The 26,129-nt window shown below is 64.4% G+C and carries 23 protein-coding genes and 1 pseudogene; 10 read left to right on the top strand and 14 right to left on the bottom strand.

Translation table 11 applies throughout. The features are described 5' to 3' along the window. Position 1: 1 nt before the first annotated feature. The 10 genes from doeB to CK219_RS05965 form a co-directional block, all read right to left on the bottom strand. Positions 2-1,006: a N(2)-acetyl-L-2,4-diaminobutanoate deacetylase DoeB gene (gene doeB / locus CK219_RS06015; protein ID WP_095765850.1), complete on the bottom strand. Its 1,005-nt coding sequence runs from the start codon at positions 1,004-1,006 to the stop codon at positions 2-4. Between the two features lie 4 nt (positions 1,007-1,010). Then, positions 1,011-2,189 carry an ectoine hydrolase DoeA gene (gene doeA / locus CK219_RS06010; RefSeq protein ID WP_095765849.1) on the bottom strand — a complete coding sequence of 393 codons (1,179 nt, stop codon included), beginning with the start codon at positions 2,187-2,189 and terminating at the stop codon, positions 1,011-1,013. Positions 2,190-2,225: 36 nt separating this feature from the next. Further along, complete coding sequence (locus CK219_RS06005) at positions 2,226-3,218, bottom strand: cyclodeaminase (protein ID WP_095765848.1); 993 nt, start codon at positions 3,216-3,218, stop codon at positions 2,226-2,228. After that, on the bottom strand, positions 3,215-4,198 hold the full coding sequence (gene eutB, locus CK219_RS06000; RefSeq protein ID WP_095766177.1) for a hydroxyectoine utilization dehydratase EutB: 984 nt from the start codon (positions 4,196-4,198) through the stop codon (positions 3,215-3,217). Before eutB ends, CK219_RS06005 begins: the two co-directional genes overlap by 4 nt. A 20-nt stretch (positions 4,199-4,218) precedes the next feature. After that, a complete protein-coding gene (gene eutA / locus CK219_RS05995) occupies positions 4,219-4,995 on the bottom strand; it encodes an ectoine utilization protein EutA (RefSeq protein ID WP_095766178.1) in 777 nt (258 codons plus the stop codon). A 5-nt stretch (positions 4,996-5,000) separates the two neighbouring features. Next, positions 5,001-5,660, bottom strand: a complete 660-nt coding sequence (ehuD, locus tag CK219_RS05990) for an ectoine/hydroxyectoine ABC transporter permease subunit EhuD (protein ID WP_095765847.1) — start codon at positions 5,658-5,660, stop codon at positions 5,001-5,003. Next, positions 5,660-6,319: an ectoine/hydroxyectoine ABC transporter permease subunit EhuC gene (gene ehuC / locus CK219_RS05985; protein ID WP_095765846.1), complete on the bottom strand. Its 660-nt coding sequence runs from the start codon at positions 6,317-6,319 to the stop codon at positions 5,660-5,662. Before ehuC ends, ehuD begins: the two co-directional genes overlap by 1 nt. A gap of 205 nt (positions 6,320-6,524) precedes the next feature. Beyond that, positions 6,525-7,376, bottom strand: coding sequence for an ectoine/hydroxyectoine ABC transporter substrate-binding protein EhuB (gene ehuB, locus CK219_RS05975; RefSeq protein WP_095765844.1), 852 nt, complete (start codon positions 7,374-7,376; stop codon positions 6,525-6,527). Between the two features lie 93 nt (positions 7,377-7,469). After that, positions 7,470-8,255: an ectoine/hydroxyectoine ABC transporter ATP-binding protein EhuA gene (gene ehuA, locus CK219_RS05970; protein WP_095765843.1), complete on the bottom strand. Its 786-nt coding sequence runs from the start codon at positions 8,253-8,255 to the stop codon at positions 7,470-7,472. A gap of 134 nt (positions 8,256-8,389) precedes the next feature. Further along, complete coding sequence (locus tag CK219_RS05965) at positions 8,390-9,775, bottom strand: PLP-dependent aminotransferase family protein (RefSeq protein ID WP_095765842.1); 1,386 nt, start codon at positions 9,773-9,775, stop codon at positions 8,390-8,392. 82 nt (positions 9,776-9,857) lie between these two features. Here CK219_RS05965 and CK219_RS05960 point away from each other — a divergent pair, with 82 nt between their 5' ends. The 8 genes from CK219_RS05960 to CK219_RS05925 all read left to right on the top strand — a co-directional run bounded on the left by CK219_RS05960 (position 9,858) and on the right by CK219_RS05925 (position 20,477). Further along, positions 9,858-10,343: an Lrp/AsnC family transcriptional regulator gene (locus CK219_RS05960; protein WP_095766176.1), complete on the top strand. Its 486-nt coding sequence runs from the start codon at positions 9,858-9,860 to the stop codon at positions 10,341-10,343. Between the two features lie 415 nt (positions 10,344-10,758). Next, positions 10,759-12,252, top strand: a complete 1,494-nt coding sequence (locus CK219_RS05955; RefSeq protein ID WP_095765841.1) for an NAD-dependent succinate-semialdehyde dehydrogenase — start codon at positions 10,759-10,761, stop codon at positions 12,250-12,252. 34 nt (positions 12,253-12,286) lie between these two features. Further along, positions 12,287-13,666 (top strand): aspartate aminotransferase family protein, encoded by a 1,380-nt coding sequence (locus CK219_RS05950; protein ID WP_095765840.1) that lies wholly within the window; start codon positions 12,287-12,289, stop codon positions 13,664-13,666. Between the two features lie 22 nt (positions 13,667-13,688). Further along, positions 13,689-14,789, top strand: a complete 1,101-nt coding sequence (locus CK219_RS05945) for an alcohol dehydrogenase family protein (protein ID WP_095765839.1) — start codon at positions 13,689-13,691, stop codon at positions 14,787-14,789. 366 nt (positions 14,790-15,155) lie between these two features. Next, on the top strand, positions 15,156-17,705 hold the full coding sequence (locus tag CK219_RS05940; protein WP_095765838.1) for a caspase family protein: 2,550 nt from the start codon (positions 15,156-15,158) through the stop codon (positions 17,703-17,705). After that, complete coding sequence (locus CK219_RS05935) at positions 17,702-17,989, top strand: hypothetical protein (RefSeq protein WP_245340410.1); 288 nt, start codon at positions 17,702-17,704, stop codon at positions 17,987-17,989. The genes CK219_RS05940 and CK219_RS05935 overlap by 4 nt, the downstream gene beginning before the upstream one ends. A 150-nt stretch (positions 17,990-18,139) precedes the next feature. Continuing rightward, positions 18,140-19,231 (top strand): OmpA family protein, encoded by a 1,092-nt coding sequence (locus tag CK219_RS05930; protein ID WP_095765836.1) that lies wholly within the window; start codon positions 18,140-18,142, stop codon positions 19,229-19,231. A gap of 7 nt (positions 19,232-19,238) precedes the next feature. Then, positions 19,239-20,477 (top strand): caspase domain-containing protein, encoded by a 1,239-nt coding sequence (locus CK219_RS05925; RefSeq protein WP_245340409.1) that lies wholly within the window; start codon positions 19,239-19,241, stop codon positions 20,475-20,477. Positions 20,478-20,493: 16 nt separating this feature from the next. Here CK219_RS05925 and CK219_RS05920 read toward each other — a convergent pair whose 3' ends face one another. Next, positions 20,494-20,985, bottom strand: a complete 492-nt coding sequence (locus CK219_RS05920) for a hypothetical protein (RefSeq protein WP_245340408.1) — start codon at positions 20,983-20,985, stop codon at positions 20,494-20,496. A gap of 331 nt (positions 20,986-21,316) precedes the next feature. Here CK219_RS05920 and CK219_RS05915 point away from each other — a divergent pair, with 331 nt between their 5' ends. Next, on the top strand, positions 21,317-21,850 hold the full coding sequence (locus tag CK219_RS05915) for an OmpA family protein (protein WP_176476957.1): 534 nt from the start codon (positions 21,317-21,319) through the stop codon (positions 21,848-21,850). Between the two features lie 72 nt (positions 21,851-21,922). Here the strand turns inward: CK219_RS05915 and CK219_RS05910 are convergent, their stop codons facing one another. Then, positions 21,923-22,111 carry a hypothetical protein gene (locus tag CK219_RS05910; protein ID WP_095765833.1) on the bottom strand — a complete coding sequence of 63 codons (189 nt, stop codon included), beginning with the start codon at positions 22,109-22,111 and terminating at the stop codon, positions 21,923-21,925. Between the two features lie 152 nt (positions 22,112-22,263). Here CK219_RS05910 and CK219_RS05905 point away from each other — a divergent pair. Beyond that, positions 22,264-23,189: pseudogene (locus tag CK219_RS05905) on the top strand (IS630 family transposase). A gap of 6 nt (positions 23,190-23,195) precedes the next feature. Here the strand turns inward: CK219_RS05905 and CK219_RS05900 are convergent. After that, positions 23,196-25,634 carry a M23 family metallopeptidase gene (locus tag CK219_RS05900; protein ID WP_095765832.1) on the bottom strand — a complete coding sequence of 813 codons (2,439 nt, stop codon included), beginning with the start codon at positions 25,632-25,634 and terminating at the stop codon, positions 23,196-23,198. Beyond that, positions 25,631-26,119 carry a DUF1036 domain-containing protein gene (locus tag CK219_RS05895; protein WP_176476943.1) on the bottom strand — a complete coding sequence of 163 codons (489 nt, stop codon included), beginning with the start codon at positions 26,117-26,119 and terminating at the stop codon, positions 25,631-25,633. The genes CK219_RS05900 and CK219_RS05895 overlap by 4 nt, the downstream gene beginning before the upstream one ends. Between the last annotated feature and the right edge of the window lie 10 nt (positions 26,120-26,129).

The raw sequence follows: 26,129 nt of genomic DNA, 5'->3' as shown, positions 1-26,129 counted from the left end.
ATTATTCGCGAACGGCCACGGCCAGCACCGAGACGCAGTCGCCAGCCTTGACCAGGCCCGGGAAATGACGCGCGGCGAGCAGTCCCGACATCCTGGCCCTGATCTCCTGCGGCGGCTGCCCGGTGCGCCCGACCGGATGGATGCGCGCGACCACCTGGCCGTCCTTCACAGGCTCGCCGAGGTCGACCACCGTCTCGATCATGCCGTCATCCTCGGCGAAGGCGAAGCAATCGCCCGACGGCATGTCCAGCCATTGGGTTCTGCCCTTCTCGACCTCACCATCGACGATGCCGGCGTGGCGGAGCACGTTGAGGATGCCGCGCCGGGCGATCCGCACCGTCTCGGCGCGCGAGGTTCCGCCGCCGCCGAGCTCGGTAGTGACGAAGACCTTGCCCATCTCCTCGGCGGCCGTGTCATACATGCCGACCGCGTCGATCTCGGTCATGCGCATCGAGAACGGCGCCGAGAAAGCCTCGACGGCGGCGAAGGCTTTCTTCTCCTGCGCCTTGTCCGGCAGCGTGTGTGCCGCGCAGAACGGCACGAAGTCCAGCGTCTTGCCGCCGGAATGGAAGTCGAAGACGATGTCCGCGCGCGGCAGCAGCTCGCGCTGGAAATAGTCGGCGATCTTCTCCGTCACCGTGCCGTCCGGGCGCCCAGGGAAAGATCGATTCATGTTGCCCTTGTCGATCGGCGAGGTGCGCGTGCCGGCCCGGAAGGCCGGATAGTTCATCGCCGGCACGATGATGACCGTGCCGGAGACATTTTTCGGATCGAGCGTGCGGGCGAGTTCGTAGAGCGCCAGCGGCCCCTCATATTCGTCGCCGTGATTGCCGCCGGTGAGCAGCGCCGTCGAGCCCTTGCCGTTGCGCATCACACAGACCGGGATCATCACCGATCCCCAGGCGGAATCGTCGCGGCTGTAGGGCAGGCGCAGGAAGCCATGCTGGACGCCGTCGCGCTCGAAGTCGACGGTCGGCGTGATCGGCGAGGGACGCAAAGCGGACATCGGCTCAGTCCTTCACGAACAGCTTGCGCGGCACGTTGGCCAGGCACTCGACGCCGGTGTCGGTGATCAGGATGGACTCGGTGATCTCCAGCCCCATCGTCTCCAGCCACAGTCCGGTCATGAAATGGAAGGTCATGCCGGGCTTGAGCTCGGTGCGGTCGCCGGGGCGCAGGCTCATGGTGCGCTCACCCCAGTCCGGCGGATAGGAGATGCCGATCGGGTAGCCGGTGCGGTTGTCCTTGACGATGCCGTATTTCTTCAACACGGCGAAGAAGGCGTTGGCGATATCCTCGCAGGTGTTGCCAGGCTTGGCGGCCGCGAGGCCGGCTTCCATGCCTTCCAGCGTCGCCTTCTCGGCGTCTAGGAAGGCCTGGGTCGGCTTGCCGAGGAATACGGTGCGCGACAGCGGACAATGGTAGCGATTGTAGCAGCCGGCGATCTCGAAGAACGTGCCTTCGTTCACTTTCATCGGCTTGTCGTCCCAGGTGAGATGGGGCGCCGAAGCGTCCGCCCCCGACGGCAAGAGCGGCACGATCGCCGGATAGTCGCCGCCGATGCCGGCGACGCCGCGCGTGCCGGCATCGTAGATCTCGGCGACCAGGTCGCATTTGCGCATGCCGACCTCTATTTTGTCGACGATCCGCTGGTGCATCGCCTCGACGATACGGGCAGCGTTGCGCATATACTCGATCTCGGTCAGGCTTTTCACGGCGCGCTGCCAGTTCACCAGCGCTGTGGCATCGGCGAAGCGGGCATTGGGCAGGTGCTTCTGCAGCGCCGCGAAGGCGGCGGCCGAAAACCAGTAATTATCCATCTCGACGCCGATGCTGAGCTTATCCCAGCCGCGCTCGGCCAGCACGCTGGCGAGGTAATCCATCGGATGCCGCTCGGTCGACTGCACATAGTGATCGGCATAGCCGATGATGTTGTCATGCGCGAGATAGGCGGTGCGCTTGGCGCCGTTGGCGTCCTGGCCGCGGCCGTACCAGACCGGCTCGCCGGAAGGCGGCACGATGACGGCCTGATGCACATAGAACGACCACCCGTCATAGCCCGTCAGCCAGGCCATGTTGGAGGGATCGCTGACGATCAGCAGATCGACGCCTTTAGCCTCCATGGCTTTTCGTGTCTTGGCGAGGCGCTCCGCATATTCGCCGCGCGAGAATTTCAAATTTGGCTGCATTTTGTTGTCCTCGTTTGTTGGGCCTGGCGGCCAGCATCAACTTTCGAAATTGAGCCCGGCATTGGCGGCGCGCGCACGGTCGCGAGCCAAAGTGGCGATTGCGGTGTCCTGCACCCCGGTGCCGGTGAGGTCGGCGATGGTGATGTCGCTGGCCGAGCGCCGTCCGGGCTTGCTGCCGGCGATGATCTGGCCGAGCTCCGTGACCTCGGCATCGGCGGCGAGGACCGCCGCCTCGATGGCGTGATGGAGCTCGCCCAGGCGCCGTGTCTGCTTGGCGCTGTCGGCGACATAGAGATCGGCCATGCGCAGGATCGCCGGCGCGATCTCGTTCTTGTGCTCGGCGTCTGAGCCCATGGCGGTGATGTGCTGGCCGGCGGTGACGAAGCCGGCCTTGATCAGGGGTTCGGTCGAAGGCGTGGTGGTGACGATGATGTCGGCGCCCGCTGCCGCGTTCGCCGCATCCGGCTCCGCGCGCACGAGGATGCCGAGCTTCTCGCGCAAGCGCGCGGCGGTGGCTTCAGCCCTGGCGGCGTCGCGCGCCCAGATGCGCGCTTCCTCGATCGGTCTGACGAGACGCAGCGCTTCCAACTGCAGGCCGGCCTGCAGGCCGGCGCCGAAGATCGCGGCCACACTGGAGTCTTGGCGCGACAAATGCTTTGCCGCAACCGCGCCGGCCGCAGCGGTTCGGATGTCGGTGAGATAGCCATTGTCGAGCAGCAGCGCCTCGACCACACCGGTCTTGGCCGAAAGCAGCACCATCATGCCGCCGCCGCTCGGCAGGCCGAGCGTCGGATTGTCGAAGAAGCCGGAGCTTATCTTGACGGCGAAACCGTCAATGCCCGGCACATAGGCAGACTTCACGTCGACCTCGCCGCGATGCTCGTGAATGTCGAGCCGCAGGATCGGTGGCATCGCCACCGGCAGGGTGGCCAAGGCGCGAAAAGCGTCCTCGACGCAGGCAACGGCGTCCAGATCGAGCGTCACGATCTTGCGCAGATCACTCTCGGTGAGAATGGTTATGCGGCTCATGCTGCGCGCTCCGCGATTGTCTGGCCGCAGACGATGCGGCGGTGCAGGTCCATGTCGATGTTCTTGCCGGAGAGGATGAGAACAGTGGGGCCGCTCACTTTGACCTTGCCGGCAAGCAGCGCGCCGATGCCGACGGCGCCGGCGCCTTCGACTATCTCGCGCTCCTCTTCATACGCATGGCGGATGCCGGCCGCGATCTCGTCCTCGGCAAGCAGGACGACGTCATCCAGCAGGTCGCGGCACATGGCAAAGGTCAGCCGGTTGTCGAGCCCGATGCCGCCGCCGAGCGAATCCGCCAGCGTCGGCAGTTCCTCGACCTGCACCGGCCGGCCGGCGTCGAGGCTGGCTTTCATCGCAGCGCCGCGTGCCATCGAGATGCCGATGACTTTGGTGCGCGGGCTCACGCCTTTGACCGCCGCCGCCACACCGGCCGCCAGCCCGCCGCCGGAGAGCGGCACCAGCACGCTTGCCGCGTTCGGAACCTGCTCCATGATTTCCAGCCCGAGCGTGCCTTGCCCGGCAACGATATCTGGATGGTCGAAGGGCGGCAGCATGACCAGCCCTTCATCCGCCCCCAGCCTGTCGACTTCCTGCTGGGCGTCGTCCTGGCTGTTGCCGACGATGCGGATATCCGCGCCGAGGCGACGGATGGCGTCGAGCTTGTTTTCCGGCACCAGCCTCGACATGCAGATCACCGCGCGGATGCCTTCGAGCTTTGCCGCATGCGCCAGCGCGCGGCCGTGATTGCCGGTCGAGGCGGCGACGACGCCGCGCGATTTTTCTTCCGCGCTCAATGCTGCGATCGCATTGGAAGCGCCGCGCAGCTTGAACGCGCCGGTGGTCTGGTGATGCTCCAGCTTGAGATGAACGGGACGGCCCGTGCGGTCCGAGAGGCTTTGCGACAGCACGATGGGTGTCCGCTCGACCTTGCCGGCAATGCGCTCGCGCGCCGCGCGAATATGCTGAAGCTCAACAGTCATTTCGATCACGGGCATTTCGTTCACTGGGCCAGCGGCTTCGTCCAGAGCCGGCCGAACTCGGGCCGGGGCGTCTCGTCGCCGCAGAGCCGCAGGCAGTTCCAGGCGCTGGCCTGATTGCTGGTGACGACCGGACGTCCGATCGCCTCTTCCATGCCGGGAACGGCAAGCGCGGCACGCAGCGCGGTGCATGAGACGAACAGCGCATCGGCCTGCGGATGCATGACCTTGCGCGCCAGCTCGACCAGGGAAGCCGGCGTGATGCGCGCCATCTCGCGGTCGTCCTCGAAACCGAGGCAGGTGAAGCTTTCGATATCGAAGCCATGCGCGGCGAAATAGGTGGCCATCGGCCGGCTGGTCTCGACCGTGTAAGGAGTCAGGATGCTGATGCGCTTCACCCCGAAAGCGTTCAGGCCGCGCACGCCGGCCATCGGCGGGGTGACGACGGGCGCGCCTGGCTTGGCTGAATGGATCGCCTGTTCGATCTCGGCATCGCCGATCACCACCGACGCAGAGGTGCACGAATAGCATATCGCATCGAGCGCCTCGTCCGGCAGGATCAGCGCCGCGCCCGCCGAAAGCGACGGCTGCATCTTGCGCAAGTTTTCCGGCGTCGTCGGATTGGCGTAGGGGATGCGCGCGACATAGACACCGATCCGCTCGCTCGCCACCATGCGGCGGAAATCCATTTCGCTGGTGTGGTCGGTCGCAAGCGCAATCAGGCCGACGCGCTTTTCCAGCGGACGCGAGTCCAGCGCAGGACGCGCCGTTTCGAGGCGGATGTCGGGCAATGCTTTCATGACTTTCATCTTTCGATCCTGCCGTAGCGATGCTCCAGCCAGCGCAACAGCACGACGGAGCAGAGGCTGATGACGAGGAAGAAGGCGCCGACCAACGTCATTGGTTCGATGTAGCGGTAATAGGTGTTGGCAACGCTCTTGGCCTGGTTCATCAGTTCCAGCACGGTGATCGCCGACAGCAGCGGCGTCTCCTTGAACATGGCGATGAAATAGTTGGCCAGGGCCGGGATCATCGGCGGGATCGCCTGCGGCAGGATGATATGCGTCCAGGTGTGGCGGCCGCCCAGATTGCAGGCCTTGGCAGCTTCCCACTGGCCGCGCGGCACATTGTCGATGCCGGCGCGGTAAACCTCGGCCGTGTAGGTGCCGTAATGCAGGCCGAGCCCGATGACGCCCGCCACCAGCGGCGGCAGCAGGATGCCGATGTCGGGCAGCACGTAGAAGATGAAATAGAGCTGCACCAGGAGCGGCGTGCCGCGGATGAACTCGGCGAACCAGCCGACGCTGCGCGCGACGATGCGGTTCTCCGAGCGCCGCGCCAGCGCGATCCCAAGCCCCACGATCGCCGCCAGGACCGAGCCGAGCACCGTCGCCAGGATGGTGATCTTCACCCCCTGGATAAGGGTCGGCATGATCTCCCAGACGAAGTTCCAATCCCATTCCATCAGACGCGCACTCCGTCGAGACCGCGCGCCATGCGGCGCTCCAGCGTGCGAATGCCCCAGGAGATAATCAGCGCCAGCGCGAAATAGATGACGAGAACGGAGAGGAAGGGCATCAGCGTGCTGCCGGTCTGCGAGCGCACCACCTGCGCCTGGAAAGTCAGGTCGGCGAGCGAGATAAGCGAGACGACCGAGGTTGCCTTGAGCAGCTCGATCGCGTTGTTGCCGAAGGTCGGCAGCATGACCAGCAGCGCCTGCGGCAGGATCACATGGCGCATGCCTTGCCAGCGGCCGAGATTGAGCGCCGTGCAGGCCTCGTATTGCTCGCGGCCGACCGACAGGATGGCGCCGCGCACGACTTCCGCCGCATAGGCGCCGACATTCAAGCCCAGCGCCAGCACGCCTGCCTGCAGCGGCGTCAGCGACAGGCCGGCGAAAGGCAGCACGAAATAGGCCCAGAACAACTGCACGAAGATCGAGGTGCCGCGGAAGAATTCGATGTACGTCGTCGCCAACGCGCGGATGATGAAGAAGCGCGACACGCGCCCCATGCCGGCCAGGAAGGCCATGATCAGCGCAAGCACCGACCCCATCAGCGTCAGCTCGATGGTGACAAGAGCTCCCTGCAATATCAGGCCGAGATAGCCGGACCACTGGGTCATAAAACTAGCAGTTTCCCAACATTGATGTGCTTGGCGCCTCCCATCGACAGAGAGATGCCGGTTACCCTCCGTAGCTGCAGCGCAGCTGCTGCGTAGGATGGGCAGGCAGATGAGGGGCGGAACCAGCCTTGCAGAACTTGGCGCTGCCCCTCATCCGGCTCTTCGAGCCACCTTCTCCCCGCAAGCAGGGAGAACGCAAAGAGCATTATTTCGCCGCGCAGAGCTTCTCGCGCGTCGTCGACATCGCCGCCTTGGCGGAGAAGCCGTAGGGCTCGATGATCTTGGCGAACTCGCCGGACTTCTTCATCTTGGCGAGCTCGACGTCATAGGCGTCGCGCAGTGCCTCGTCGCCTTTCTTGAAGGCCGCGCCATCGCAATAAACCGGCGCGCCCTGCACCGGCGCGATCACTTCGAGGTTCGGGTCGTTGGCCTTCTTCATCAGGTCGTTGATCGAGAGCACAGGCAGCGAATAGGCGTCGATACGGCCGTCCTGCACCATCTTCAGGCCGCTCTGGCCGTCGGGCACGACGATGACGCGATCGCGCGGCACGCCGGCAGTGAGCGCCAGCTTCTCCTCGGTGCCGCCGCCCGGCGCACCGACCGTGGCGGAGCTGTCCTTGGCGATGTCCTCGTAGCTCTTGAAGCCCTTCGGATTGCCCTTCTTCACCAGCATCGCTTCGGCATCGCAAAGCACCGGCTCGGAATAGGCGACTGCCGCGCAGCGCTCCGGCTTCATAAACAGACCGGCGGTGACGACGTCGAAGCGGCCGGCCTGCAGGCCGGGGATCATCGCGCCGTATTCGGAGATGGAAGCGACGATGTCGTTGACGCCGAGACGCTTGAAGATCTCGCGCGCCACGTCGGGTGCCGCGCCCGAAACCTTGCCGTCGGCCGCGACCGCCGTATAGGGCGGCTCGTTGGCGATGGCGACGCGGGCGAAGCCTTGCTGCTTGAGCTGCTCCAGCTTGGCGTCATCCGCCGACCGCGCGCCGGGGGCGAGCAGCATCGCGGTTATCGCGAGGCCGGCGACGCCAGCCAGAATGCCAAGTTTCTTCATTGTTCCCAACTCCTTGTTTGTCTTCTTGGTTTGCCTGGTTCGGGCGGCCTTTGACCGCCCGTGGACGGCTTGCGCCGCCCGCTCGCATTGCGGTCAGACGCGATGTCCGGCCGCGATGATCTTCTTCAGGAAGCTCTGCGTTCTTTCCTGTTTGGGATGGCGGAAAATCTCATCGGGCTTGCCTTCCTCGACGATCCTGCCGCGGTCGAAGAACAGCACGCGGTCGGCGAAGTCGTGGGCGAAGCCCATCTCATGGGTGACCAGAAGCATCGTCATGTCGGTCTCGGCGGCGAGCTTGCGCATGACGTTGAGCACTTCCTCGACGAGCTCGGGGTCAAGCGCCGAGGTGACCTCGTCGAACAGCATGATCTTGGGCGACAGCGCCAACGCCCTGGCGATCGCAACGCGCTGCTTCTGGCCGCCGGAGAGCTGCGCCGGCATCGCCTTCGCCTTGTCCGCTAGTCCGACCATGTCGAGCAGTTCCATCGCCCGCTTCTCGGCGGCGGCGCGCGCGACGCCCTTGGTCAGCATCGGCGCCAGGGTCACATTGTCCATGACGCATTTGTGCGGGAAGAGATTGAACAGCTGGAAGACCATGCCGATCTTCTGGCGCATCCTGGCCAGGTGCCGCTCGTCGGCCGGCAGCAGCTGGCCGTTGCGCTCCATGTGGTAGAGCTGCTCGCCGTCGATCTGGATATGGCCGCCGTCGATCTTCTCCAGCGTCATCAGGATGCGCAGGATCGTCGTCTTGCCGGAACCGGACGGGCCGATCAGCGCCAGCTTCTCGCCAGGCATGACCTGCATCGACAGGCCGTCCAGCACCTTGAAGGCGCCGAAGCTCTTCGAAATCGCATCAACCTTGATGATGGGCGCGGGCAATCCATGTCCCCGTTCTGGAGAAGCCTATGTCCTTAACGATGCGAAACGTGCCAAATCATGTCAATTGGGAAAATAATATCATGACAATATTTCCGGCACGGCACAATTTCAGGGCAATCTTCGTCCGCTTGTGATCAGATGGCGAGCAGGAGATGCTCCGGATCGCCGAGCAGCAGTTTGGCGACAACGCTCAGGCCCGCCCGCAGTTCCCCCTCGGTGGTCGATCCGAGCGAGATGCGCACGGCCGGATGCCAGGGCGTGTCGGCGATGCGAAACGAGGTGCCCGGCGCGATCGCCACCCCGCGCAGGCGCGCCTGCGCGACAAAGCTCTCCTCGGCCCGGTCGCCCGGCAGCTCGAGCCACAGATGCAGCCCGTCGCGATGACAGCGATAGTCGACACCCGTGAGCACTTCCGCGGCGATCTCCTGGCGGCGCCTCAGCGCGCCACGCTGCCAGTTGACCAGTTCCATCGCTGTGCCGTCGGTCACCCAGCGCGTGGCGATCTCTGCAACCATCGGCGTCGCCATCCAGTTCGAGACGAGGTGGCGGTTGGCGACAGCCGCGACATAGCGGTCCGGTACCGCGAGATAGCCGATGCGCAGGCCTGGCACGACGATTTTGGTGAAGGAGGTGACGTAGAGCGTCCGTTCCGGCGCGAAGGCGGCGACCGCCGGCGGCCGGCCTTCGACCAGCGGCCCGAGCACGTCGTTCTCGATGATGGCAATGTCGTGCTTGCGTGCGACCGCCGCGATCTGCTCGCGCCTTGTGGCGTCCATCAGCGTCGCCGTCGGGTTGATTACCGACGGCTGCACGAACACAGCGCGAATGTCCGAGAGGCGGCAGGCCTCGTCGAGCGCTTCGGGGACCAGCCCATTGCCGTCGATCGGCAGGCCTTCGAGATTGAAGCCGAGATAGCGGGCGAGCGGGATCAGCGTGTGGTGGCCGATCGCTTCGGTAGCGACTGTCGAGCCGGGCGGCGCAACGCTCATCAGCGCCACCGTCATGCCGGCAGTGGCGCCGTTGGTCAGGCTGATGTTTTGCGGCGAGGCTTCAAGGCCGCAAAGTTTCAGCCATTCGACCGCGACCGCGCGGTGGCGCGGGAAAACCATGTTCGGCCGGAACGATAGCGCCGAGCTCGACGGCAGATTCTCGGCCAGCCAGCCCAGCGCCTGCTTCAGTTTCTCCAGATGCATCGGCTCGCAGACCGGCTTCAGGATCGAGAGGTCGATGACCTCGCCAAGCCGTTCCGGGATATAGGGCGGCTCGGGCTCGCGGCGCTGCGTCTGCACAAAGCTGCCGCGGCCGACCTCGCCGGAAATCAGTCCCCGGCGGATCAACTCCTCATAGGCGCGGCTGACGGTTTGCACCGAAAGCTTCAGATCGTCCGCCAGCCGGCGATGCGTCGGCAGCCGCGTGCCGTTGGCCAGCCGCCCGTCATGGATGGCGCGCGCGAACTGGTCGGCCAGCGAGAGATAGGCCGGTCGGCGGATGAGAGCAGGATCTGGCTGCCAAAATGTCATGACTTATTAGAGATCAAAATCAGTGCAATTGACAATCGAAATAATGCATCGTCATGGTGTCCGCAACGAAAGGCGGACCCGCATGGCGGCAGTGAAACTCGACCCGATCGACCTCAGGATTCTCGACGCCATCCAGCGCGACGGACGCATCACCAAGCTGGCGCTGGCCGAGAAGGTCGGCCTGTCGCCGACGCCGTGCTGGATGCGGCTGCGCAAGCTGGAGAAGGCCGGCATCGTCTCCGGCTATCACGCCGCGATCGCCATGCGTGTCATCGCGCCGGTGGCGACGGTGCTGATGGAGGTGACCCTAGCCAATCATCGCCAGGCTGACTTCGACCGCTTCGAGCGGGTGGTGCGGGACGTCCCGGAGATCGTTGCCTGCTGGTCGGTGGGCGGCGGCGTCGACTACGTGCTGAAAGTGATGGCGCGCGACATCGACGCCTATCAGCGGCTGGTCGACGGCCTGCTTGAGCGTGAGATCGGCATCGACCGCTACTTCACCTACATCGTCACCAAGACGGTCAAGGACGAGACCGTGCTGCCGGTGGCAGATCTGCTGCCGGAATAAGGGTGAGTCGGTCTCACGATCAGCGTGGAGATTAGCCGAAACGTCCGTCACTTCGTCATCCACGGGCGGAGCAAGGAGCGAAGCGACGCGGCGCAGACCCGAGGTCCATTCCGTAACGCCAAGGCGTTGCAACGGTGCAGAATTCTGCTCCGCTGCGCCCTTCGATCAAGGTCACGGAATAGATCCTCGGGTCTACGCGTCCGCTTCGCTTCCGCTCCGCCCATGGATGACGAAGTTGTGGAGGCGGCCAATTTCACCGGTTGGTGGCATCCGGCGGCTGGTAAGCTAGAGAGATTGACCTGCTCTCCCGGACAAATAGAGACAATCTCTCTACATCGGACCGCCGAAACAGCCTCTTTGTCCCGATTGCACCGCTAGTCTCTCCATATCGCCTCGGCACCGGGAGACCCGACTGATGTCCGCACATTTTGCCCGTACCAACCACCATGACGCGCTCGACCGCCTCGCCGATCGCCGGCTGCTGCGCGCGCTCGCCTATATCGATGGCCATTGGACCGCGAGCGAAGCGGCGGCAAGTTTTGAGGTTACCGATCCGGCCACCGGCGCTACCGTCGCCTTTGTAGCCGCGCTCGATGCCGCCCAGACGACAAAGGCGATCAATGCCGCGTCGCGCGCGTTTTCCGCCTGGCGCTCGGCGCTGCCGCAGGAGCGCTCGAAAATCCTGCGAAAATGGTTCGATCTGATCATCGCCGCCAAGGACGATCTGGCGCTGCTGATGACGCTCGAGCAGGGCAAGCCGTTGAGGGAATCGCTTGGCGAGATCGACTACGCCGCGTCCTTTATCGAGTGGTATGCCGAGGAAGCGAAACGCCTCAACGCCGAAAGCGTCACCAGCCATCTGCCGAATGCCGAGATGTCGGTGCGCCGCGAGCCGCTCGGAGTCGTCGGGGTCGTCACGCCCTGGAATTTTCCGTCGGCCATGCTCACCCGCAAGGCGGCGGCAGCTTTGGCTGCGGGCTGCACGGTGGTGGCGCATCCGTCCTCGGAGACGCCGCTGTCGGCCCTGGCTCTGGCCGAGCTCGGCGAGCGTGCCGGGCTGCCGGCAGGCGTCTTCAACGTCGTCACCGGCGATGCGCGCACGATTGTCGGCGCGATGTGCGCCGATGCGCGGGTCCGCGCCATGAGCTTCACCGGCTCGACCGAGGTCGGTCGGCTGATCGCCGCGCAGAGCGCTGCGACGATGAAACGACTGGTGATGGAGCTCGGCGGCCACGCGCCGCTGATCGTCTTCGACGACGCCGACATCAATAAGGCCGTGGCGATCGCGCTCGATGCCAAATTCGCCACCTCGGGCCAGGATTGCCTCGCCGCCAACCGCATCTATGTGCAGCGGCCGATCTATGATCGCTTCTGCGCCGCTTTCGCCCGCCGCATCGAGCAGCTCCGCACCGGCAATGGCTTATCGGCAGACGCCGATATCGGACCGCTGATGCATGAGCGCGCGGTCAAGAAGGTCGAGGAGCAGGTGGCCGACGCGCTCACCCATGGTGCGCGCTGCCTGACCGGGGGCAAGCGTCACGCGGCCGGGCCGCTGTTCTACCAGCCGACGCTGCTCGCCGATGTGCCGGACGAAGCGCTGATCATGCGCGAAGAAACCTTCGGCCCTGTCGCCGCCGTGACGCCATTCGACGACGAGGCGGAAGTCGTCGCCCGCGCCAATGCCACGGAATACGGCCTGGTCGCCTATGTCGTCACCGGAAACGGCGCGCGCCAGGCGCGCATGGGCCGCGCCTTGGAGTACGGCATGGTCGCGATCAACCGGGTCAAGATCACCGGCGCGCCGATACCCTTCGGCGGCGTCAAGCAATCCGGCATCGGCCGCGAGGGCTCCCGCCACGGCCTCGAAGCTTTTACAGACCTCAAATACCTTTGCCTCGACGTAGCCTAAGCTACGCAGGCCTCATTCTCGTCAGGAGTCAAAAATGCTCGAACAGTCCAACGAACTCTCCGCTTGGGATCGCGACCACTTCTTCCATCCCTCGACGCATATGGGCACGCATGCGCGGGGTGAGTCGCCAGCCAGGATCATGGCCGGCGGCGAAGGCGTCACCGTCTGGGACAACAATGGCAAGAAGAGCATCGATGCCTTCGCCGGCCTCTATTGCGTCAATGTCGGCTATGGCCGCCAGAAGATCGCCGATGCCATCGCCGAGCAGGCCAGGAACCTCGCCTATTACCATGCCTATGTCGGGCACGGCACCGAGGCCTCGATCCGGCTCTCCAAGATGATCATCGACCGCGCGCCGAAGGGCATGAGCCGAGTCTATTTCGGTCTCTCCGGCTCGGATGCCAACGAGACCAACATCAAGCTGATCTGGTATTACAACAACGTTCTCGGCCGGCCGGAGAAGAAGAAGATCATCTCGCGTTGGCGTGGCTATCACGGCTCGGGTGTCATGACCGGTTCGCTTACCGGGCTCGAGCTGTTCCACAACGCCTTCGACCTGCCGCGCGCTCCGATCCTGCACACCGAAGCACCGTATTATTTCCGCCGCGCCGACCGCTCGATGAGCGAGGAGCAGTTCTCGCAGCATTGCGCCGACAAGCTGGAAGAGATGATCCTTGCCGAGGGCCCTGACACGGTCGCAGCCTTCATCGGCGAGCCGATCCTCGGCACCGGCGGCATCGTTCCGCCGCCGGCTGGATATTGGGCAAAGATCCAGGCCGTGCTCAACAAATACGACGTGCTGCTCGTCGCCGACGAGGTGGTGACCGGCTTTGGTCGTCTCGGCACCATGTTCGGTTCCGACCATTACGGCATCAAGCCTGACCTGATCACCATCGCCAAGGGCCTGACATCGGCCTATGCGCCGCTTTCCGGCGTCATCGTCGCCGACAAAGTCTGGCAGGTGCTGGTCAAGGGCTCCGACAAGCTGGGCTCGCTCGGCCATGGCTGGACCTATTCGGCGCACCCGATCTGCGTTGCCGCCGGTGTCGCCAATCTCGAGCTGATCGACGAGATGGACCTGGTGCGGAACGCCGGCGAGACCGGCGCTTACTTCCGCGCCGAGTTGGCCAAGGCAGTCGGCGGACACAGGAATGTCGGCGAGGTTCGCGGCGACGGCATGCTGGCCGCCATCGAGTTCGTCAAGGACCGCGACGACCGCGTCTTCTTCGATCCGGCGCTGAAGGTCGGGCCGCAGATCGCCACCGCGCTAGCGGCAAGCGGCGTCATTGGCCGCGCCATGCCGCAGGGCGACATCCTCGGTTTCGCGCCGCCGCTCTGCCTGACGCGCGAGGAAGCCGACATCGTCGTCGCAAAGACCGCCGACGCGGTGAACAGCGTATTGGCCAGCATCTGACAAGTGACATCCGAGAAGCGACATGAATGCCATGACAAGAACTCTTCCCGCCACCATGGCCGCCGTGCAGCTTACGGGCCATGGCGGCCTTGAGAAGCTCGTCTACCGCACGGATGTGAAGGTGCCGGCACCTGCCGCCGGCGAGGTGCTCGTCAAGGTCAGCGCTTGCGGCATGAACAACACCGATGTCTGGGTGCGCCAGGGCGCCTATGGCACGGAAGAAGATGCCGGGGCGGTATCGACCTGGCGCCGGCAAGGCAACACTCTGACCTTTCCGCGCATCCAGGGCACCGACACGGTTGGCACGATCGTCGCCGTCGGCGACGGCGTGCCCTCCGACCGTGTCGGCGAGCGCGTCATGGTGGACTTCTCGATCTACAACCGCGACGACGATTCGCTGGCCGACATCGACTATATGGGCCACGGCCGCGACGGCGGTTATGCCGAATACCAGGCGCTGCCGGCCGAGAACGCGCATGTCGTCGATACCGATTTGAGCGATGTAGAGCTCGCCACCTTCTGCTGCGCCTATCTCACCGGCGAGCAGATGCTGGCGCGCGCGGCGCTGAAGGCCGGCGAGCGGGTGCTGGTCACCGGCGCCTCCGGCGGTGTCGGCTCCGGCATCGTGCAACTGGCAAGGGCGCGGGGCGCCATCCCCTATGCCGTTGTGGGCAAGGGCAAGGAACAGGCCGTGCTCGACATCGGCGCCGAGAAGGTGATCACGCGCGGCGTGGCCGACCTGCTCACCGCCGTCAACGAAGCGACGAATGGCCAGCCCATCGATGTGGTGGCCGACCTCGTCGGCGGCGCCATCTTCAACGACCTCCTACGCATCCTGCGGCCCGAAGGCCGCTACACCACGGCAGGCGCCATTGCCGGCCCGGTCGTGCAGTTGGACCTCCGCACCATGTATCTGAAGCAGCTCCAACTCCACGGCTCGAGCCAAGGCACGCGCGCGGACTTCCGCCGCATCGTTCGCTACATCGAGGAAAAGAAGATCAGGCCGCTGGTCGGCGGCGTCTACAAATTGTCGGATTTCCACCGCGCCCAGACCGACTTCATGGGCAAGGACTTTGTCGGCAAGCTGGTGGTGGTGCCGGACGCGATGTGGAGCGGCGCCTGACCCAGGAAAGAGGCCGGCTCGGGGTCGGCGGTTCGCCGTAGCCTTCCGTCCGGAATTGCGTAAAGCAAAGAGATAGGACGCTTTCGCCGTTCCCATGAAACGCTGCGGCGTCACAGACACGCAGCGCTGCGCGGAGGCGTGGCTCGCCGATCGCGATCCTGCATCGACAGACGGCGACGCGCTTACCCAGGTCATTGCGGCGCCGAGGTCTCTGGGTTATTTTAGCAGTTAGTTGAATGCGCGATCTGCCTTGCCATCGCAGGCGCGTTCGTTGCCGTCTTGGCAGATTGTGAAGTCTTTAACAGACCGCGATGCCGCAAGCTGCGTTCTTGTGGCCGACAGGTGATAGCAGTTAGGGATTTTACCATGCTGCGATGCTGCGCGCTGATTGCAGCCTTGATCCTCGTGGGCCTCGCGACGGTGCAGGCGCACGCCGATCGGAGGGTTGCGCTTGTCATCGGCAATTCCGAATATCGCGAAATCCCGGCGCTGAAAAATCCGGACAAGGATGCCGACGACGTGTCGAGCACGTTCCGGCTGGCCGGCTTCGATGTGTTCGTCGCCAAGGATCTCACCAAGCTCCAGTTCGAGAAGGAATTTCGCAATTATCTCGCGGCGGCGGACGGCGCCGATCTGGCGGTCGTCTACTATTCGGGTCACGGCTTTCAGATCGGCGGCGAGAATTTCCTGATCCCGGTCGATGCGTCGCTCAAGGATGCGGCCGATATCGAGGTCCAGGCGGTCAAGCTCGACGACGTCCTGCAACAGTTGCGCGCCAAATCGAAGATCCAGGTGATCATCCTCGACGCCTGCCGCAACAACCCGTTTCCGCGCAAGGATTACTGGCTGCGTGACCAGTTGATCGCGGCCGGCGGCACCGGCCTCGCGCAGGTGAAAAGCTCACTGAACACGCTGATCGCTTTCGCCACGGAACCCGGCGCCGTCGCCTATGACGGGTCCGGCGATCTCAGCCCGTTTTCGTCCGCCTTCTCCCGCCGCGCGCTGGCGCCGAACCAGGAGATACGTTCGGTCATGGCGGCCGTGCGCCGCGACGTGGTCGAGGCCACCAAGGGCGCGCAGGTCCCTTGGGAGAATTCCTCGCTGATCGACGAGGTGGTGCTGATGCGCCGGGCCAACCGGCCGGCTTTGCCGCCGGTGCTGGAAAAGACCGTACCGTCGGGCGTCGGTCCGGTCGCGCTCGACCTGCCGGTGCCGGTCGATGTCGATGGCGGCGCGGTCACAATCAGCATCGAAAGGCCGCCGGCGCTGGGGCGTCTGATCCTGGACGGCAAGCCGGTCGCGACGGGCGAGCCGATAGAGGGCAAGGATCTGCCGCGGCTCGCGATGGATGTGCCGAAGGGCGCCGACGCCGAGGACCAGGTCGATATGCTGGCCTACGCCACGCATGACGAATGGGGCGGCGGATCGCAGGGCATCCTGGTGTTCCGGGTCAAGAACGGCGACGGCGCCGCGGGCAAGCAGCTCGTGGCCTCGCTGGAGTCGGAGCAGAAGCAGGAGGTGGTGGAGCGCGGCATCCACATCGCCGGCGCCGCCGAGGCGATCGAGAACCGCGACGTCAAGATTCCGGTCGGTGTCGGCCCCGTGCCGCTGAAGCTGGATGTCCCGACCAAGGATCCGGGCGTCAGCGTGAAGCTCGCGAATTATCCGGCAACCGGGACGCTGTCCCTGCCGGATCGGACCTTGTCGCCGCAATCGAGCTTGATGGCCGACGAGGTCGATCAACTGCGCTATGAACCGCAGATAGGCGCGGTCAAGCCATTGATAGTCGGCGTCGAAATCACGGCCGACAACACACCGTCAAAGCCGGCGACGATGAAGCTGTCGCCCAGCGTCGATCCGTGCGACCAGAAGGCAGGCGAGCCTTTGGACCTGCAGGGCGTCGTCCCCGGCCTGCTGCCGAACGAGATCGGCGCCGGGGCGGTGGAGGCCTGCCAGGCGGCGGTGAAGGCGTATCCCGATGTCGCGCGGTTCCACTACGAACTCGGGCGCGCACTGCTCGCCGCCGGTAAAGTTGACGAGGCGAAGAAGGCGATTGAGGAAGCCGCCGACAAGGGACATGTCCGCGCCGTGTTCGAGCTCGGTTATATCGCCTCGTCCGGCATCGGAACGGCCGTCGATCCCAAGAAGGCAAATGGTTTCTATGCGAAGGCGTCCGACAAAGGGGACCCTTATGGAATGACCGCCTGGGGACGTGCTCTGTTCAATGGTCTCGGCGTCGAGCGCGATACCGGCAAGGGTCTGGACCTGCTGCTCAAGGCGGCAGCCATGGGACACACCTACGCCATGAACGATCTCGCCGCGATCTTCACCGAAGGGCGGAACGGCGTACCTGCCGACCCTGCTCGCGCTGTCGCTTTTCTCAAGGCCGGCGTGGAGCGCCAGGACATGTACTCGATGAACATTCTCGGACGCAATTATCTCAGCGGACGCGGCGTCGAGAAGGACACCAAGCAGGCGCAGGCGCTGTTCCAGAAGGCGATGGAACTCGGCCAGCCTTATGCGCCCGGCAGCTTGGCGCGCATGTACAGGGACGGTGAGGGCGTGGACCGGAACCTTGCTGAGGCGCAGAGGCTGTTCGAACTGGCGACGGACCGCGGCGACTACTCGGCGGCATACGACCGCGCGGCCATCGAAATGCAGAAAGGCGGCAAATCCGATCAGGCCATAGCCGTCCGCTATTTGGCGTTCGCCGCAGGACTTGACCTCCGCAATGAGTTGCCGGCCGCGCGCGCGACATTGGCGCAGTTCGGCGCCAGGCCGAAGTCGGCTGCGCTCAAGCAACTGCGGTCCGAACTCAAATCGAAAATCCCGGCGGGCGGCTCGGTCGAAGACCAACTGATCAAGACGGCCAGAGCTGTCTGGGAGCAAGCCAATCCGCGTCGGGACTTGTTTTGATCAACAAGGAGGCAATGGTGGGCAGGGCATTGAAGCAGGCGGTCATCGCAACATTCCTATCCTTCGCGGTTGCGGGGTGCACGACCGTGGCGCCTACGGTAGAGCCGGCGCCGACGGCGAAATATCGTACGAAGGTCGTTCGCACGACGACCGAGCCCAAAGTTAAGGTGGTCCAGCAGAAGAAGGTTACCGCCAAGAAACTGATCAAACCGGTCAAGAACGAAACTACGCCTGTCATTGCGCCCCTGGGCGGCAGCGGCGGCGGTGGCGGCGGAGGATGGTGATAACGTCTCGGACGCCCGTGCTTTCTCGACGCATGGGATTGTAGTCGCTTTTCTGCAGCCCGCTGGAACCGCTCGCCAAGCCCGGCCAAGTGCTCTATGCTCCGGTCACATGCCGGTATCGAGATCGGGTTGTCCTGGCGGGGGCGTTCCATGTTCGAAGTCGTCGCATTCTGGCGAAAAATGCGAGCCAAGGCCGCGGCTTTTGGCTTGGTCGTAGCCGCGCTGCTGGTCTTCGGATCGCAGGCTGCGAGCGCCGCGCCGAATTGGACGCTCGATCCTTCCGCTTCGGTGCTCACCTACCAGTCGGTCAAGAAGAACACGATCGTCGAGACCAACAAGATCAGGAACATCACCGGCACGCTGAGTTCCGCCGGCGACGCCAGGATCAGCTTCGACCTCAATTCCGTCGATACGGGCGTCGACTTGCGCAACGTTCGCATGCGTTTCCTGTTTTTCGAGACATTCACCTATCCGACGGCCGAAGTGACGGCGAAGGTGGATCCGGCGGCGTTCGCCGATTTGCCTACCAAGCGCCGCGTGAAGACGACACTGCCGTTCCGCCTCAGCCTGCATGGCGTCGACAAGGATCTCGAGGCAAGCGTCGTCGTCACCATGATCAGCGACACCCAGGTTTCCGTCGCTTCGGAAGCGCCCGTCGCGGTCCATGTCGAGGATTTCGGCCTCTTGCCCAACATCGACAAATTGCAGCAGGCGGCCAACGTGACCAACATCGTGCCCACGGCGTCGGTGTCCTTCGATTTCGTCTTCACCGCCGACGGCGGCAAGCCGGCCGCCGTGCAGACCGTTGCGGCCTCGACCGCCGAGGTCGGCCCCGTCGCCACCGATGCCGCGAAAGCCAATTTCAGCGACGAGGAATGCCTCAACCGGTTTGCCGTGCTCTCGCGCACCGGCGCCATCTATTTCCGCCAGGCGAGCGCGAGGCTCGACGCCAAGAGCCGCCCGCTGCTGGCGGAGGTCGAGGGCGTCGTCGGCAAATGCCCGGCCCTCAAGGTCGAAGTGTCCGGCTACACCGATTCTGACGGATCGCCCGAGGCGAACAAGACGCTCTCCGAGCGGCGCGCCCAGGCGGTCGCCGATGCGCTTATCGCCGACGGCGTGCCGCGCAACCAGATAAGCTCGGCCGGCTATGGCGAGGACAAGCCGGTCGCCGCCAACGACACGCCCAAGAACAAGGCGCTCAACCGGCGGATCGAATTCTCCGCCAGCAAGCTCGCCAACTGAGGTGGCGGTGGATCCTGGTCCGATCGCCTTTTGCGGTGGCCTGCTTCGCGCTGTGGGAGTTGTGGCGCTTGCCCTGATTCTGACGATGGCCGCCGCCAATGCCGAGCGGCGCGTCGCGCTCGTGCTCGGCAACTCGCAATATCAGCACGCGGCGCCGCTCGCCAATCCGGCGCGGGATGCGCAGGCCATGGCCGATCGGCTGAAGGACCTCGACTTCGAGGTGGTCTCCGGCTTCGACCTCACCAAGCAGCAGACACAGACTACGGTCGCGCAGTTTGCCAAGCAGGTGTGGGGCGCCGACATCGCGCTTTTCTTCTATGCCGGCCATGGCCTGCAGGTCTCCGGCAAGAATTATCTGCTTCCGGTCGACGCCGCGCTCGAGGACGAGACCTCGCTCGATTTCGAGGCCGTCTCGGTCGATTTCGTCCTGCGCCAGATGTCGCGCGAGACCAGCATAAGACTGGTTTTCCTGGACGCTTGCCGCGACAATCCGCTTGCCGACGTGCTGGCGAAGACCGCCGGCATCAAGGGCGCTAGCAGCGGCCTCGCCGAAATTCCGATCGAGAATGGCGGCGCCGGCACGCTTGTCGCCTTCGCCGCAAGTCCGAACCAGCTCGCCTATGACGGTTCGGGCGACCACTCGCCGTTCACCACGGCGCTCCTCCAGCATATCGGCGAAGCCAACGTCTCCATCACCGAAGCGATGAACAGGGTGACCAGCGATGTCTTCAAGGCCACTGCCGGCAAGCAGCGCCCCTGGATCAACGTCTCGCTGACCACCGAGGTCGTCTTGCACAGGATCGATCTCAGTGCGCCGCTGATTGTCGGCGAGGCGGGCCCGCCTCAGGCCGAAGCGGGCTCCGGGACGCGCAACACCGGCGCGGCGTCCGGCCAGACCGACGATCAGCTTGCGCTCAATGCGTTGCGTGAAAGGATCCCGAAGCTGGCGACGGACGGGCCGATCTTTTTCGATCGCCCGGTCAAGTTTGGTGACCCGGCGATCGACGGCAAGAGCATAGCCCAACTGATCAAGGGACAACCGCTTTTCAGTCCGGTCGAAGGCCTCGACAAGTCGGTCTGGCAAGGCAAGCACTGCGACGGCTGCCACGAGTGGAACGAGACCCGCCTTTGCGAGCAGGCGAAGAATTTTGCCGCCAACGACGTCTCCGTGCTGCGCTTGCAGCATCCGCTCGGCACGCGCTTCAAGGTCGCTTTGGCCAGGTGGGCGCAAGGCGGCTGCAAATGACTGTGTGCGGTAGGCCCTAATACGCGTCGACCGATTGCCGCTGCGCCTCCATCTCCACGATCTGGATGCCCATATCGACGAAGGCCGAAAGCACGCCAAAACGGTCCGCGGTCGAGACGCGCGCCAGCCCCGCCAGGATTCCGGCGTTGACGGCGTGGGCGGCGGGAAATCCAGTCGACAGCATATCGAAGGCCGGGTCGCGCCACGCCGCGGACAGAGCGATCCAGGCAGCCGGCGTCGTCGGCGACCGATCGACGGCGTCGCTCAGCGCCGTTCGATGGCGGGGATTGCCAGGCTCGCCGACCCAGTCATTGACGAGCGCCAGCAATTCGAGGTCCCTATCGGCAAGGAGTTCTGAGAGATGGCTCAGGCATTCATGCCCCCACCAGACCGCGGCGCGTTCCGGCAGGAGATAGGCACAGAACGTGACAGCCTCCTCCGGCACGCGTCCGGCGAGCAGGGCGCGGCAGAACTCAAGCGGGGATTGATTGGCGGCCGGCGATTTCATGTCCCGGGTGATCGCGGGACAGGCAAGAAAGAGATCCCTTGCGGTTCTGTATCCGAGTTCGTTGGCCATGGCTGCCAAACCCCGAGAGCCAGCTGACAACCACTCAAGCCTTTAGCCGAGAGCCGGTCAAGCCTTAGAGCCGGATGAACCCGTCTCTAAATCAAAGAACTAGAGCATGATGCCGCCCGAAACCGCTTCATATTTTTCGGCATCATGCTCCACCTTTTTAGCAGGTGGCGGCCATCGGCAACGTGCGCTTGTTCACAGACAATCGCTTCAAGATTTGATATGGTGCGCGCCAGCGAAACCCGCTCAAACAGGAGTAACGGTCATGCGGTGGGGCAGCTCAGCCTTGGCATTGGCGACCGTGCTTTTTTCAGCGCACGTTTATGCCGATCCGCTACAGAAATCGGAAGACATCGTGAAGTTCTTCGCCGGCCAGGGTAATCTTGGCGCGTCGCGCGGTATCTGCGTCGGCACCGAAGAAGAGTGCAAGAGCAAAGCCGACAAGAACGAGGCGCCCCAAAAGGGCAGCCTCGACATGATGATCAATTTCGCCCTCGATTCGGCCCAGCTCGACCAGACCGCCCGCACGGAGCTGGACGAGTTCGCCAAGGCGCTGAAGGACAATAGGCTGAGCACGTTCAGCTTCGTCGTCGAAGGCCACACCGACGCGACCGGTACGGATCGCTACAACCAGGACCTGTCGCAGCGAAGGGCGCAATCGGTGGCGGCCTTCCTGACGGCGAACGGCGTTCAATCTACCCGCCTCGAGCCGATAGGCCTGGGCAAGTCGCATCCGCGCGTCGCCAATCCCTACGATCCGGTCAACCGCCGGGTGGAAATGCGGATCAGGACGCAATAGGCGGCCGGCCCTGTCTCCGGACGGCTCATGGCGAGACAGCCGGCCCGCCGACCGGCCGGGCTTTGTCCTCGGTCAGTTCTTGAGCGCACCGCCTACCGCGATGCCGGTGCCGAAGATCAGCGCCTTGATCATTTCCGTGAAATCAGCGCAAACGCTGGGAATTGATTGAAGCCGCCCCAACCTCGTCATTCCATGGTCTGCGCGCGTCGCTTCGCTCCCGCTCCGCCCTGGAATGACGATCGCGATGGGCGTTTCGGCCAATCTTCAATGCATGCCATCTGCCAACGCAAACAGAGGTCAAAATCCCTGTGCAGTGCCGTTAGAGCGTTTCATCGCTTGATTGAATCGGAAGGGATTCCCGCGTCGTCTGATTTGTGATTCAAGATGCTGGCTGGATTGGAGGCCAGCATCTGATGGTTCGACCTCTTTCCGATGATTTACGCGAGCGGGTTGTGGCGGCGGTTTTGAGCGGCGAGAGCCGCCGGTCGGCCGCCAAACGGTTAGGTATTGCAAATTCGACAGCCGTGAAGTTGTTGCAGCGCCATCAGGCAACCGGCTCGGTGGCGCCGGGCAAGATGGGTGGCCACCGTAGGCGGGTTCTGGAACCGCATCGAGCCTTCATCGTGGAGCGGATCAACCAGACCTCTGATCTGTCGCTGCATCGGCTGAAGGACGAGTTGGCCGCGCGCGGGGTCAAGGTCTCGCACAATGCGGTGTGGCAGTTCCTGCGCCGCGAAGGGCTAAGCTTCAAAAAAAACGCTGTTCGCCCTTGAGCAGGCACGCGCCGATATTGCCCGCAGGCGCCAACGATGGCGATCCTGGCAGGCCGGCCTCGATCCCCAATGCCTGGTCTTCATCGATGAGACCTGGATCAAGACCAACATGGCTCCGCTGCGCGGCTGGGGCCGAAGGGCAAGCGGCTGCGCGGCCTAGCTCCGTACGGCCACTGGCGCACGCTGACTTTCCTCGGCGCGCTGCGCTGTGATCGGCTCGCGGCCCCTTGCGTCTTCGACGGGCCGATCAACGGCCAATGCTTTCGGGCCTATGTCGAACAGCAGCTCATCACCGTGCTGAAACCCGGCGATATCGTCGTCATGGACAACCTGGGAGGCAGATGATCAAGGCCGCTGGCGCCAGACTCTGGTACCTGCCGCCCTACTCACCGGACCTCAATCCGATCGAGCAGGCCTTCGCCAAGATCAAGCACTGGATGCGCCAGGCGCAGAAACGCACCGTCGAGGACACTTGGCGCCACATCGGCCACCTCGTCGAAACCATCGAGGCAGCCGAATGCAAGAACTACTTCGAAAACGCAGGATACGCTTCCGTCAAAACATGAAAGACTCTAGCCGGGCTCCAGCGTATTCTGGATCGAACCTATCAGCGCGGTGATCGCCTGCTTGTATTTTTCGAATTCCGGAGACGTCTGCCGGATTTCGGTCGTTGTCGTCGCCGGCTGGCCCTGATCGGTCACCACGCGCGGCGCTTTCTGCCCCATTTTCCGCTCGGCCCAGTCCACGACATAACTGGCGGTCTTGCCGGTAAGGAACGGGTTGGCCTGGATGACGGCTGATCCCAGAACCGCGGTCAATTGCGACGAGCCCGGCGCCGCCAGCACCTGATGCGCCCCTTCCATGCCGAGGAAATGGCAAAGATAGAGGCGACCGGCGGTGATCTGGTGGCCGCGGGCGCGCAGATAGGCTTCGCCTTCGCGCGCCAGGTTGCGCACCATCTCGCGCGACAGCGTCGCGTCGTAGCGGAGCGCCAAAAGGTCGGCGGTCGAAAGCGAGCGGGCGAGATCGGGACGATAGGTGTTCATCATGCGGATCCAGGTCTTGGAGATGAACTGGCCGGCGCCGGTCGCCGACGAAAGCGGGTTCTTGGCACGGGCGCTGCCGCCGCTTTCGACGTGCACGATCCGGTCGGTCAGCGTCTCGACGGCGGAATCACCTGAGCCGCCGGAGCTGACGGAAACGGCGGTGGCGACCGAAGTGACCGTGCCCAGCGGGTCGATCGCCTCGCCATTCTGATAGAGCTCGAAATGCAGATGCGGGCCGGTCGAAAGCCCTGTTGTGCCGATATAGCCGATGACGTCGCCGGCCTTCACCTTGGTGCCGACTCCGCTGGCGATGGCGAATTTCTGCATATGCGCATAACGCGTCTCGCGGCCGTTGGCATGCGTGATCTTCACCAGATTGCCGTAGCCGCCGCCATCGCCCTGAAAGGAGATCGCGCCGTCGAAGGCGGCCACGATCGGCGTGCCGACCGGCGCCGCCCAGTCGACGCCCTTATGGATTCGAACCGTGCCGAGGATCGGATGCTTGCGCGGGCCGAAGGTCGAGGTCATCACTCCGGCGACCGGTGTAACCATGCCGTTGGTGACGGTCAGCGATCGCACCTGATCGTCGCCCGTCACGCAGGCATACTGGCCGTCGCTCTGCTGGAAGACGAAACAGTCGAGGCTCTTTTGCGCGCCTTGGACGCCGACATAGAGCACCCGGCCGGAGATCTCGCCTTGGCCGCGCGGCGTCTGCGAATAGATCAGCACCAGGCGCTGGTCCTCGCTGGCAAAGGCGTCGAGGTCCTGCCCCCGCGACAGATACATGATCGCCTCGCCGATGACGCTGGTCGGCACCTTGTTGCGTGCTGCCGTCGAATAGATCGCGTCGAGCAGGCGGTACTGCCGCTTGGGCCCGCCCTGGTCGGAGGCGCCGGAATAGTTGAACAGATCCTCGCGGACCCAGGGGTCGACGCCCGACACGAAGGCGCCGGCCGCATTGCGCGTCAGTGTGCCGACATAGACATTCTTGGCGTAGATCGAGACCTGCATCAGCGACATCATCGTCGTCTCGCGGTTCGGCCGGAACCCGCGCATGGCCACCACAAAGCCGGGCTCCAGCCCGTCGCGGTTGAACAGCGTCTTCAGCGCCTCGCCCGCAAGCTTCGCGTCGTCGGCGGAGAAATGCGCGTCGAGTGCCACGCTGTCCAGGCTGCGGTCGTTGAGGATCTTCACGAAGGTATCCTCGGTCGCCTCGAAGCGCTGGTATTCGCTGGCGACGGTCGCCACGGTCGTGTTGTTCTCGACCGCGGTCTTCTTGAAAGCCGGGAGCGCGGCTTCCCCCTGGTCGATGGTCTCGCCCCAGCCGGCCTCGGGATCGTCGGCGTCGGCCTTGGGCGCCGGGCCGGCGTCGCTCTCGTCAGGCGCCGCCTGGAGGTCGTTCTCGAGGTCGCCCTGCGGATCGCTCTGTTGATCGTCTGGCGCCGCGGCCGGAGCGGGCGGTGCCGGTTGCTGGTCCTCGGGAATTCCCGAAGGCTTTGCGGCCGCCTGCCGCTGGGCCTGGAAGAAGGCGAAATCCTCCTGCGTCGACGGGATCGTCGTCATGAACTTCTCGCTGGCGCTCAGCATCACGTCGGACAGCATCTCGATTTGCGGCGAAGCCCCGGAACTGTCGAGCTCAGCCGGACGCGCAACGGTCTTGCCCTTAGTCGCGGTGTCGGCATCGGGCGCCAGCGTGATCCACATCGGATCGCCGGCGAGATCAATGATCGCCGGTACATAGACCGAGGCATCGGGGGGCACGTCTTCCATGCTCTCGACGGGATGCAGCTCCTCGTCCTCGTCGCCGAACAACCAGTAGTCCTCGGTCAGGTAGAAGCCGGTGGCCAAAGCGACGACGGCGAGTGTTGCGGCCCCTGCAAGGATTCCGCGCCGGAGCTTGCGCCGGCGCTCGGCCAGGCGCGCCAGCTTCTTCTGTTTGAAGCTCGTGTCGATCGCGTGCGTCACGGGCTGTTTCCGGTCAGGAAATAGGTCCAGCGCACCTGCTCCTGCGTGTCGACCTCGACGAAGCGCGCCGCGATATGGCCGCGCTGCCAGCACTCTTCGATGCCACGGATCGAAAAGCGCCGCCGGTCGATGCACATCTCGGTCGATCCGTTGAGGACCGCGTGGCCGAAGACGTCCGTCGCGTAGAGATAGATATAGCGGTTGGTGAGCTCCTCGCGGATGACGTTGACGCACTGGTTGGCGCCGATGGTCCACCAGCCGTCAGTCTGGTCGGCATTGTCGATTTTCTGTCCGACCGCGAGATTGACGACGTCGAGCGTCTGGTTGCAGACGGTGAATTCGGCATGCGCCTTGCCGGGCGAAAGGATCGAGAACAGCACCGCGCCGAGCAGCGCCGCAAGCGTCATGCGGCCCGGCAATCGGAGCCGGTTACGCTGCTTGCGTGGCGAGGGCTGGTGCAAATAACGCAGGCGGCGAAGGTCCATCGGCGTTCAT

This window comes from Mesorhizobium sp. WSM4313, assembly GCF_002294725.1.
Classification (GTDB): Bacteria; Pseudomonadota; Alphaproteobacteria; order Rhizobiales; family Rhizobiaceae; genus Mesorhizobium.
The sequence above is the reverse complement of the archived record's forward strand: the minus strand, read 5'-3'. Positions and strand labels throughout refer to the sequence as shown.